An 11,929-nucleotide genomic window follows, 5' to 3' on the forward strand; every position below is an offset into this window, starting at 1 on the left:
TTTTTAAGGAACCCGCCCCGTTGGCGTGATGCGTATTCTACTCATCCTCATCGCCTTGTCAAACACTTTTTTAAAAATTTCTTAAAAAATTCTTTCGCTTATTTTAACTATGAAATAAACATTCAATATTTGTCTAACTAGTGGCTGTGTTTTTTGAAAATATCTGGATTTTCCTAACGCGCATTGATCTATTTTACACCATAAGTTATGATTTTGCACACTTTATAAACATTTTTTTAGGATTTGCTATGAGAATCTTTTCTTTACTTCTTATCTTCATATTTTTAAACCCAATTTGGGCCAACCGCTCCCATCATCATGGTTACGATAATCCTTCTAATTATGATAGCCACAATCATGGTCATGATAGCTTTTTATTTGCTGATGCCTTTCAAACTGGAATTGATACCAATAGAAAACCTTTATATCTTTGTATAGGAAAAATCTTTAATAGCGACCAACCAGGAAAAACTTGGGAAGGCTATGGACGATGCAATATCGCTTATGGTGGTAAAGAGTATATTGTTGACCGTTTTGATATACCTTCTCGTGCTAGGTTTAATGGAGCGTATTGGCAAAACTATCCTGAAACTGCTGTTCGAGTAGGCACGGATACTAATGGCACCCCTTTATTTTTATGCCAAGCTTATTTCCGTGGTAGTAGTCAACCTGGTAAAACCTGGCCGGGGTACAATCGTTGTAATATTTCTTATGGTGGTCGGGAAATTATAATAGATCGCTATATGGTTTTGGGAACTAATAGACCCGTACAAGCTGGTAAACATCATCGGTATCTAGGGCGTGGGACGACTATACATATTGGAGTTGGGCCTTAGTCTGTTGTTTTTATGATTTGGTTGGGCCAAGTCCCAACCAATAAAAATGTCAGGCTCAGCGACTGCCTCCTCAGCACGAACGGATTTATACAAAATCCACGAACCCGTGGTCAAGGCTGCGGAGGTTCAGTAATTCGTTCATAACGATAAAAAGTCATATCGTAACTATTTTTTTCATCGCGCTCGCGAAAAATTTTTTCCTCGCAATGCCAAGAGGATTCATTTAATTTTGGAAAAAAAACATCAGCTGCGAATTGATGGTGGATAACCGTTAAATAAATTCGAGTTGCGAAAGCTAGAGCTTGCTCATATATAGTTGCTCCGCCGATAATCATTGCTTCAGGAACGTCATCAACTAAAGCCAGGGCTTTGGGTAGGGTATCGGCTACTTCTACACCGGCTACTGAGATTTTATGGCGGCTCAATATAATATTAAGACGTCCAGGTAAAGGTTTGCCGATCGAGTGATAGGTGTTCCGACCCATAATAATCGGTTTTCCCATCGTAATTTTTTTAAAATGCTGCAGATCAGCTGGAAGATGAGCAAGTAAATGATTATCTTTTCCTAGGCCGTTATTTTCATCAATTGCGGCAATTAAACTAATAATTGTCATTTAGACTCCCTCGTCTTTGCCATTGAATAAGCCATATTGACTGCAGCTAACAGACTATTGGAATCAGCTAATCCAGTTCCTGCTAACTCTAAGGCAGTACCGTGATCGACTGAGGTGCGTATAATTGGCAACCCCAAAGTCACATTTACAGCTGAACCGAATCCTGCATATTTCAAAACAGCCAATCCTTGATCGTGATACATAGCAACAAAAACATCGGCTTGTTTTAAATTCTGCGGTGTAAATAGAGTATCTGCAGGAAAAGATCCTTGTACGTTTATTCCTTTCTTTTTTAATAAGGTCAGCGCAGGATCGATTATTTCAATTTCTTCCCGTCCTAAATAACCACTTTCTCCCGCATGTGGATTTAAGCCTGCCACATAAATTATTGGATTAGCAATAGCAAATTCTCGCTGCAGCGAGGCATGAACTTGTTCAATTACTTGACAAATTACTGAGCCTGTTATGGCCTTAGGCACATCCCTCAATGGTAAATGAGTGGTTACCAAAGCAACTTTCATTGCTTCGCAAGCTAGCATCATCACCACGGTTTCAACCTTACATTGCTTAGCTAAAAATTCGGTATGTCCAGTGAAGGGTATTCCGGCTTGATTAATCACAGCTTTATGCACTGGCGCAGTAATTAATGCAGCGAACTCTCCTTGCAAACATTTATCAACTGCCAAAGTTAACATATCAATGACATAAGGCGCGTTGAGAGGATTTAATTTTCCCGTAAGCACAGGTGCCTTACAAGGAATAGAAAGTATCGTTAGGTGGTTCGGTTCCAACGAAACTGGGCTATTCGCTTGATAATCAATAAAACTAAGCTCTTTGTTTAAATCTTTTGCGCGTTGGGCGAGTAAGTTTCTATCGCCCAAAACAACTAGAGGGAATTCACAAGCAGCAAGGGAGAGGCATAAATCAGGACCAATTCCTGCTGGCTCACCGCTGCTTACGAGTAATGGTTTCATGCCAATCTTTTATCCACAATTTTCACATAGGAATCGGCGCGCATATGTTGCTGCCAATTTTGTACTGCTTCCGTAAATTTGCGTTGTTGTAAAAATTGTCTGACTTGTTGACGTTTAAAGGCTTCAGAGTCATCAATTTTTTTGCGCTCTAAAACTTCGATTAAATGCCAACCGAAAACCGATTTCACCGGACGACTGACTTGGTGAATTGCCAAAGTATCCATGACTTTTTCAAACTCAGGCACTAATTCTCCTGGATTGACCCAACCTAAATCTCCACCTTTGATTGCACTGGCTGCATCTAAAGAATATTGTTTTGCTAACAGGGCAAAATCTTTTCCTGATTTTATTTGTTGGTAGAGATTATTGGCTTGTCTCATTGCCTCATCCATGGTCATGCTTGCATCTTGTTTCACTAAGATATGTCGAACATGGGTTTTGGTTACCTGATGATGTTGCTCAGCGCCATTGACCGCAATAAGTTTGATCAATTGAAAACCATTTCCCGTGCGTATAGGACCAGCAACTTGCCCAACGTTCATGTTGATAACTTGTTTAGCAAAAATGTCAGGAAGCTCGGCTAAATGTCGCTCTCCTAAATCGCCACCTTCTAAAGCAAATTCACCGCTCGATTCTGCAATCGCTATACGATTAAAATCATCTCCGCGCTTAATTTTAGTCAGTAATTCAGTTGCTTTCTGCCGTGCTTTTTTTAACTGTTCGGTCGTTGGCTCTTCCGGCAGAGGGATCACGATATTTTGTAAATGGTAGGTTTGCTGAGTTGTATTATCATTTTTAGAATGTTTTAAATAATCTTCTACTTGCTCAGATGTCACAGCAACATCCTGGCCTACTGCTTTTTGTTGCACTCGGCTAATTAATATTTCCTTACGGATATTTTCCCTAAAGGTTTCCCAACTTAAACCTTGTTTAGCCAGCTCTTCACGCAACTGAGTTAGGGTTATATGGTTATTGCTTGCAATTTTTGCAATTGCATCATTAAGATCCGTGCTATCGACAGTGACATCATTACGTTTTGCAAGTTGTAATTGTAAATCAACATCGATCAAATGTTGCAAAACTTGCTTTCGTAAAACGGTATCTGGTGGAAGTTGCATCTTTTTAGCTCTAATTTGCTCTTTTAGTAATTTAACTTGCGCATCTAACTCACTGGCAGTAATCACCCCATCATTAACAACAGCAACTACCTTATCTAAAGGCTGTGCCGTAACTGTAAATACCTGCAATAGCAATATAAAAAATACGATTCGTTTCAACACGCTAGCTCCCCCTTCATTACCTGACTTTTAAGCACAATTGACTTGTGGTTTATCAGTCTTATTCGTCAGGGCAATTTAGGTTATTCTTAAACAAAATACAAGCAACCTTATTTAATTTAAACCAAATACCCTTATTATTTTTTCTTATCTATGGAACAAATCATTATAACCAGGGATGTAGGTTCGTACTCTGCTCGAAGGATCGCTATTTCCTACAGAACCTAGCCCTTTTAATAAAACTTGTAAAAATACGTTGTTATTATATCGGGGTCGGGCTAGAGAATCCAAGCTTTGGAAAGTACGTCCACCAATTAATCGGACAGCCCAACAACAATTATCATACTGCACACCTAAGAAAGACATCATTTCATATCGTTTACTAATGTTGTAATTGTAAGCGCCCAAAGTACTCCAATGGATGCTGAAAGGCCAAGCATATGCGAAAGTAGCCTGATGTAAAGGATTATTTTGAGTATTAGTGTAGGCCACCCTAGTAATATCGCCATTAACCAAATAGGTATAGCCGACGCCAATAATTTTATTATTACTTGATTCTGGTTGATAATGAAAATTGACATGTCCATTATTAGTAGCCCGCGTCGCAGGATTCCAAACATAATCTGCTGCCACGACCCAGTCGGGGTTAAAATGGTACTCGCCCCGAGCGGCTACGGGCGAGAATTTATTCGTCAATGATAACAATCCGAGAGTATCTATATTCTCTTCACAAAATCCCGTCACACTTTGACACAGTTTGACTCGTCTTTTAGCAAAATAACGAGCTTGGCCGATAGATAGAATTGCTTTTTCTCGACCCGACTCATCGGATAGCCAGCGGGAACTCAGAGAATAAGAAAGTTGATTAGTATCACCAATCCGATCAAAACCTGAAAACCGATTCGTTCTAAATAACTGATCATGGCTGAAGATCATATAACCGGAATCAAAAACTGGGATCTGTGTTTGATCATGAAAAGGAACATAGAGATAAAAAAGTCGTGGCTCCAAGGTTTGTGTGAAGCTCTCGTTTCTAAACGATGTTGAACGTTCAAAATACAAACCACCATCAACATCATAACGCGGGATAACGCGATTAAACTTTGATTTTTGACGAAAAAATTGATCGCCATAATAAAATCGATCGCCATAAATAAGCTGATTTTTATAAAAAAGTTGATCAAGATAATTAAAAGAAGCAGGTCCGTTCACGTCATAATAATTTTCGACCAACTCCACCGAGGGCGTTATATAACCCCAAGGTTTTGAGCGTGGAAGCGAAAGAATGGGATTTAAATGATATCGACCACCCTGGGGTTGAAAAGGTGTTCTTCTTGGCTGGGGAAGCTCAAACAGATTTCTTCCTGGCCAGCGAAAATAATCAAACTGCCCTTGTATTGAAAGCCGACTATCAAAAGGAAGTTCATCATAGCTACCGTTTGCGAGCAATTGCGGTAAACGTTGATAGCTATCGTTAATCGGTGTTTCATTAATTGGATGAAGGGTTTGGTAGCTTTGTAACATCCCACGGAAAAACCAATGATCCGTTACATAAGATAAATCACCCTGACGTAACAACTGTCTTTCGGTCAAGGTCGCTAAATTCGTACTGAAATCTTGTAGAAAATAATCATCGGAAACCTGACTAAAATTGACACCAAGATGCAAGTCACGAGTAATCAGGGTCGAGTCTTGTAATTGAAGAGACCATCGATCGGCTGATTTGGAACGTAATAAAGGATACCTATCGCGATTTTCTAGTAAAAATCGATTAAAGGCTCGATCATGGGGAAGATAGCGTGCGCGAATATTGCCAAAGGATTTTTTGGTCAAATAACGAAACTCGCCGCCCATCATGAAGCCTCGTTTAGTATAAAGATGGGGGATCAAAGTGGCATCATAATTTGGAGCGATATTCCAATAATAGGGAAGCGCCAAATCAAAGCCACCTACATTAGAAGAACCAACCACGGGCATTAAAAACCCGGACTTGCGTTCTCTCGAGGTTGGGAAACTTAAATAGGGTGCATATAAAATCGGCCAGTTATGAATACGCAAGCGTGCATTACGCGCTACACCTATCGACTTTGCATCATCCAATTTAATACTGTCTGCTTCAATTTGCCAGGCATTGTCTTCTGGGGCGCAGGTTGTATAGGTCGCTTTTTGCAAAAAATAATCTTTATTGGCAAAACGCTCAATAAAATTTGCTCGTCCCCAAGCCGGTTGAATAGCGCCACTTTTTCTTATATTAAAACGATATAAAACATCCTCAACTTTTCCTGATTTATCCTCAGGATTAATGGTTGCTTTTTTAGCAATCATTATTCTTCCAGCTTCTAGATACTTTACCTCGCCTAATAATTCAATTTTATTTACTTTATTGGTTTTAGCATCACGATAAACATAAGCGGTTTGAGCATTAACTACGCGTCCGGCTTGTTGTACTTCAACATTTCCAGTTAACTCAGAACGACCTTCACGATAAAAAGATACCTCATTCGCCATAATGCGAACTTCATCATTGGATAATGGCGTAATGGCGATCGGTTTATAAAAACCGCCGCAGAGTGAGGGCGAGGATTTATTCTCTTGCCACCCCAAGCATTGAGCAAATTTAGCTCGATTAGCAGCAGTCAACTCTGCTTCTCTTGCTACCACGCAAGCTTGTATAGGCTCAACCACCACTTCTGACGCATGAGTGACGACCTGATACGTGCCAGCGGCTATTCCGATCGTGGTTGCCAATCCCACAAACAGATAGCGATGACAGATCATTTTATGGAAAAGTTGAGTTATCGAATCAAAGCTAATTTTCACCGCCACCAAAATACCTTATGATTCACATGCGCTCAAGCGCTCAAGAATTAAAGCTGAGGAGTATAGCATGCATGATCGACAAAACGCACTTAACACGTGGCTTGAAAAAATACTTGCCTCAACTCAATTTACACTGACACCTTTAGCAGGTGATGCTAGTTTTAGACGATATTTTCGCCTTCATTATAAAGGGAAAACTCAGGTTGTCATGGATGCACCGCCTGATAAAGAGACGATCGAGCCTTTTTTAGCGATTGCTAATTTATTAAGTGTTGCGGGTATCAATACACCGCTCATTCATGCCGTTGATATCACCCAAGGTTTCGCTATTCTTGATGATTTCGGCGATACTTTATTACTCAATGCACTTTCTGCTGAAACGGCTGACAAGCTGTATAAAGCAGCGATGGATACTTTAAATACTCTCCAACAGGGTACTCTTGCAGCCGCAAAACAATTACCGGCTTTTGACAAACGTTTCATTTTATATGAATTAAACCTATTCAAAGAATGGTTTTTGCAAGCCTATCTAAAAATTGAACTGAGTGCTGCAGAAGAAGGATTAATCGCTCAGACTTTTGATCAACTTAGCAATGACATTATGCAGCAACCCAAAGTGGTTATTCATCGTGATTATCATTCCCGTAATATTATGCTGCTTGCTAACCATGATCCCGCTCAATTAGGCGTTATCGATTTTCAAGACGCGATGTATGGACCTTGTACTTACGATTTAGTTTCTTTATTAAAAGATTGCTATATTCAATGGCCGAGAGAGCAAGTTATGAATTGGTTGACTTATTTCTATCAGAAATCGTCGATAGCCAAGCAAAATTCTCTGCCCACTTTTATTCGCGATTTTGATTACTGTGGCCTACAACGCCATCTCAAAGTGTTGGGTGTTTTTTCTCGCTTATACTTACGTGATGGCAAATCTAATTATTTACAGGATTTACCTTTGACGCTTCATTACGTGATAGCTTGTCTTGAGTGTTACGAGGTCTTTGCTCCATTTTATCAGTTTGTACAAAACAGGATTCGTTTACCATGAAAACCGCGATGATTTTAGCTGCAGGTAGAGGGGAACGTTTAAAACCCCTTACAAACAGCGTACCTAAAGCGATGTGTTTGGTTCATCATAAACCACTTATTCAATATCATGTGGAAAAACTCGCCGATTCCGGTTTTGAGCGAATTGTTATTAATCATGCTTATCTTGGAGGCAAAATACGCCAACATTTGGGAAATGGCGCAAAATGGGGAGTAGAAATCTGCTACACACCTGAACCGCCGGGAGGACTTGAAACTGGAGGGGGGATTTATAACGCGCTGCCCTTATTGGGCAAAGATCCTTTTGTAACGGTGAATGCGGATATTTTTACTGACTATGATTTTAATTTACTCCATTTAATGCAGGCGGTGCAAATGCATTTAGTATTGGTTAATAATCCTCAACATAATAGTCAGGGTGATTTTGATTTGCATCAGCCCAATCGACTGAGTAATCAACATAAACGCTATACTTATTCGGGCATAGCCTGTTACCGACCAGAGGCTTTCCAGCAATATAAAGCAGGACGCTATTCCCTGGTTCCCTTGTTTCATCAATTAATTGAAAAAAACTTAGCTACGGGTGAGCTTTATCAAGGATTGTGGGTTGATATTGGTTCATTGGATCGGCTCAAATTTGCGAATTCATTGGTTGAATGAAAAGTGGGGTGGCTCTGGGTCCCGCAGCCGATGCCGCGGGGATTCGTTACGAAGCAATGACGTATTATTAAGCCGCTGGAGTTGCGCTTGGTCCTTCGTCTTCTGGGGTCGGCGCTGGTTTGGCATCTTTCTGAGCACCCTTTTGAACACCCGCACGATCTGCAGGATGTGTGCGGCTTTTGACAGTAGCTGGAATACCTCTATCCTCAAGGTAGTCTGGTAACCCCTCTTCTATTGTATCTCTTGCATTCTGAGGATCTGCTCTTTGCGGTACACCATCTATTTCGTTGATATTACCTTTATCGTCTGCTTGATAAAGAACACTCTTATCCTCGACCATATCATTTTCTGCTAAGAATGCTTTCAGCAAGGTATCGAGAGGTTTCGCGTCATCTTTGGATAATTTCTTACCATCAGCACTAAAACTACGAATAAATTGAGATTCTTCTTCACTTACAGCAAAAGCAATTTTAACTGGATTGTTAACGGTTTTAGTAAACTCTTCGGCAGCTTTTTCAGCAGCATTCTCTTGGAAATTTTCAAAGTCAGTTTTAACTGGTTCACCTGCCCATTCTCTGCTTTTTGAATTGGTTTGGAGATAAACAAAATCTCGAAAGAATTCCAATTTTTTTAGCATCTTTTTAGAGTTATTAATCATAGCCGGCCCCAAATTGGACATACTTTTCTGGAAGCTGGCTACTAAATAAGCGGCAGTTTCAGAGCTGTATCTAGCTAACTCCATAGCCTTTTTTATTGCATCTACAGTAGGGGCTAATTGCTTTGTGCTGCTGCCGCGGCGTGTTAGAGGCAATGACTTTCTTTCTCTTACCATTCTATTTCTCACTGCAATTGAGTAAACCAATCAACTATTAATTTAATTGATCAAAACTATAATTTTTGATCATTATAGCAAATCCAGCTTGCTTAGCGGTCACTGTTTTTCTCTAATAATCGTTAAGAGAAAGTAAAAAATGTGCTTGTAACCCGCGAAAACCTGTCTCTTTTTTTACACCTGCTAAGGGGAAGTTCGTGAGTCAACATGTAGGTTGAGCCTTGGCCATAGTCGTCGGATTAAGATATTTTTCCATATTTATCTGGCCCCGTTCAGGCTGAGAATGTGTTTACACCTCCTCAGCCTGAACGGTTTTTTAGACTATAAGCTAAACAAGGCTTAGCCGACAGCTATGGCCAAGGCCCAATCTGCTAATCCATTGGATTGGCAAAGCTGTCAGCCAGTGAAGCAAAACTTTTCTTTTTCATCGCATCAAAGGAGAATTCATCGACTTGGATCGCATCCCAACAAGCTCTTTCGACACTAATGATATTGTCAACCTCTTCTTGCGTTAGCTCTCCTTTAGCTACTTTTTCAGCAAGTTTCTCTTTCAATGCACCGAATTTATAGCGTCTAAGATCTGCTATTTTCTTATACAGCTCATCATTCTTAATGATCTTTTGCAGAGCCTGCTCCATTCTGTCGATCGGCTGATTAGGATCACCACTTAGATAGAGTAATTTCGTCATTCGATCCCGATAATGGTTATTTTTCATCATTAACCGTGCTAATCGGTGATCCAGTTTGTCGCTAGGATAAGCCATCGTTTGTCCGAATGGGAATGCGATTATACGCATTAGAATACCCAAGGCTCGAGAAGGGAAATTACGGCAAAAACTAATCATCGATTTTTGTGCTTGATAGAAGCAATATTTTAATGCCCATTGAGCATGCAATTTTTCATCTGGATTTTCGTTATTTTCTTGATAAGAACGCAGTACAGCCATCGCCATATAAAGAAAAGACATGCCATCTGCTAGTCTTGCCGATAAACGCTCCCTACGTTTTAAATCACCGCCTAAATAAATTAAGGATAAATCAGATAACCATGCTAAGGCATGACTCAAACGAGTTAGACGTTTGTATTCGTAGTTCAAATCATTACCTGGTGCCTTAGTAAATAATCCTGCAGTCCATGCTGAGCAAAGCGCTTTGGCAAAATTGCGCATAGAATAATAAATATGCTGCCAAATCAATGGACGGAAAGCCGCTTTATCTCCATGCGAAATAGCATAAAACTCATCCTTCACATAGGGATGACAGGCCATTGATCCTTGCCCAAAAATAAGCAAGTTGCGAGACATAATATTTGCGCCCTCAACAGTCACGGAGATGGGAATACTTTGGTAAAAATCGGAAAGATAATTCCGGGCGCCTGACACAACAGCCCGGCCTGCGTGAATATCCATCGCGCTATTAACCGCGATACGTGCGAGCTCGGTATTAAAATATTTAGTAATCGCCGAAGCAGCAGCCGGTTTTTTATGTTGATTAACTGCAGCAACCGTTAAAAGACGAGTCGCATTCACCAAATAATTTAAACCAGCAATTTCAGCCAATTTTTCTTCTATTCCCTCAAAATTTCCAATTTCAACAGAGAATTGCCGACGAACCCTCGCAAAAGCACCGGTGGTTAGATAAGAAACAGAGGAAGAGGCGGCGCCCAATGCGGGTAAAGAAATAGAGCGACCGATGGATAAACATTCAACGAGCATCTGCCAACCATGACCTGCATTTTTTTGCCCACCGATGATTGTGCTAATAGGAACAAAAATATTTTCACCACGTATCGTTCCATTCATAAAAGGTTGATCCGCTGGCAAATGACGATTACCAATAATCAAATTCTCAGTATCTCGTGGAATTAATAAACAAGTTATTCCCTCATGGCCCTCACCTTTCAGCAAACCGTCTGGATCTTTTAAATTCACTGCCAGCCCAATTAAGGTTGCAATAGGAGCTAAGGTAATCCATCGCTTATTTAAATTAATGTTAAGGCCGAGAACCATTTTACCGTCGACTTTCTTTTTAATGACAATGGCTTCAGATTGAATTGAAGTTGCATCACTGCCTGCGCCTGGCTCAGTCAAAGCAAAACAAGGAATATCAACGCCTTTCGCTAAATTGGGTAAATAATTAGCCTTTTGTTCATCCGTTCCATAAAAATTTAGTAATTCGCCAGGGCCCAAGGAATTAGGGACCATTACCGTGACCGCAGCGGCAGGTGAACGACTCGCTACTTTAAGTACCACATCAGAATGGGCACGCGCCGAAAATCCTTTTCCGCCGTATTCTTTGGGGATTACTAATCCTAAGAAGCCTTTTTCTTTAATGTAATTCCAAATTTCCTCTGGTAAATCACCGGCTTGCTTTATCTTCCAGTTATCAAGCATCTTGCATAAAGTCTGTACTTCATTGTCGAGAAACGCTTGCTCTTCAGCGCTCAACTCTGAAGAAACATTCATTAAGGTCTCCCAATTAGGCTCACCCGTGAATACATCTTTTTCGAACCAATTATCACCGGCATTTAAGGCTTCTTCTTCTGTTTTTGATAATTTGGGTACTTTTTTGCCTACCCGATCAAATAAGAAATCGCTGATGCTGTTGCGCAAGGACTCGGTATTAATCAGAGCTACTACTGCAATGATTACTAACCAGATGAGTAAACCCAGAAACCAATTCATGCCAGTCCAAAAAGTGGCAAGAATCAAAAAAACAGCAGAACCTATTTCCCAAGTTATTGCGCTCATACCGGCGTAGAGTACGACTAAGGTGAATACCAGATAGATAAGAAATAGCAGAGTAGCCATGTGAATACCTTCCTTTACTGATTAGGCGCCTAAGATCTTAGTATATACCTGTCTTG

At 40.3% G+C, this 11,929-nt stretch carries 9 protein-coding genes; 3 read left to right on the forward strand and 6 right to left on the reverse strand.

The window, feature by feature from the left end; genetic code table 11:
- Nucleotides 1-248: 248 nt before the first annotated feature.
- Nucleotides 249-836, forward strand: a complete 588-nt coding sequence (locus Lnau_RS01395; protein WP_133134946.1) for a DUF3421 domain-containing protein — start codon at nucleotides 249-251, stop codon at nucleotides 834-836.
- Between the two features lie 110 nt (nucleotides 837-946).
- Here the strand turns inward: Lnau_RS01395 and Lnau_RS01400 are convergent, their stop codons facing one another.
- The 4 genes from Lnau_RS01400 to Lnau_RS01415 form a co-directional block, all read right to left on the reverse strand.
- Nucleotides 947-1,450 (reverse strand): dihydrofolate reductase, encoded by a 504-nt coding sequence (locus tag Lnau_RS01400; protein ID WP_058503369.1) that lies wholly within the window; start codon nucleotides 1,448-1,450, stop codon nucleotides 947-949.
- Nucleotides 1,447-2,424 (reverse strand): 4-hydroxythreonine-4-phosphate dehydrogenase PdxA, encoded by a 978-nt coding sequence (pdxA, locus tag Lnau_RS01405; protein ID WP_058503370.1) that lies wholly within the window; start codon nucleotides 2,422-2,424, stop codon nucleotides 1,447-1,449. Before pdxA ends, Lnau_RS01400 begins: the two co-directional genes overlap by 4 nt.
- Nucleotides 2,421-3,704 (reverse strand): peptidylprolyl isomerase, encoded by a 1,284-nt coding sequence (locus Lnau_RS01410; RefSeq protein ID WP_083503749.1) that lies wholly within the window; start codon nucleotides 3,702-3,704, stop codon nucleotides 2,421-2,423. The genes pdxA and Lnau_RS01410 overlap by 4 nt, the downstream gene beginning before the upstream one ends.
- 144 nt (nucleotides 3,705-3,848) lie before the next feature.
- Nucleotides 3,849-6,527, reverse strand: a complete 2,679-nt coding sequence (locus Lnau_RS01415; RefSeq protein WP_238585897.1) for an LPS-assembly protein LptD — start codon at nucleotides 6,525-6,527, stop codon at nucleotides 3,849-3,851.
- Between the two features lie 61 nt (nucleotides 6,528-6,588).
- Here Lnau_RS01415 and Lnau_RS01420 point away from each other — a divergent pair, with 61 nt between their 5' ends.
- Together Lnau_RS01420 and murU are read left to right on the forward strand one after the other, a co-directional pair.
- Nucleotides 6,589-7,572 carry an aminoglycoside phosphotransferase family protein gene (locus Lnau_RS01420; protein WP_058503371.1) on the forward strand — a complete coding sequence of 328 codons (984 nt, stop codon included), beginning with the start codon at nucleotides 6,589-6,591 and terminating at the stop codon, nucleotides 7,570-7,572.
- Complete coding sequence (murU, locus tag Lnau_RS01425; protein ID WP_058503372.1) at nucleotides 7,569-8,231, forward strand: N-acetylmuramate alpha-1-phosphate uridylyltransferase MurU; 663 nt, start codon at nucleotides 7,569-7,571, stop codon at nucleotides 8,229-8,231. Before Lnau_RS01420 ends, murU begins: the two co-directional genes overlap by 4 nt.
- Before the next feature lie 67 nt (nucleotides 8,232-8,298).
- Here murU and Lnau_RS01430 read toward each other — a convergent pair whose 3' ends face one another.
- Together Lnau_RS01430 and Lnau_RS01435 are read right to left on the reverse strand one after the other, a co-directional pair.
- Entirely contained in the window at nucleotides 8,299-9,063 is a 765-nt protein-coding gene (locus tag Lnau_RS01430) for a hypothetical protein (protein ID WP_058503373.1), read from the reverse strand.
- A gap of 371 nt (nucleotides 9,064-9,434) precedes the next feature.
- Nucleotides 9,435-11,873 (reverse strand): acyl-CoA dehydrogenase, encoded by a 2,439-nt coding sequence (locus Lnau_RS01435; protein WP_058503374.1) that lies wholly within the window; start codon nucleotides 11,871-11,873, stop codon nucleotides 9,435-9,437.
- Nucleotides 11,874-11,929 lie beyond the last annotated feature (56 nt).

The sequence above is a fragment of the Legionella nautarum genome, from assembly GCF_001467895.1.
In the GTDB taxonomy this organism is placed as follows: domain Bacteria; phylum Pseudomonadota; class Gammaproteobacteria; order Legionellales; family Legionellaceae; genus Tatlockia; species Tatlockia nautarum.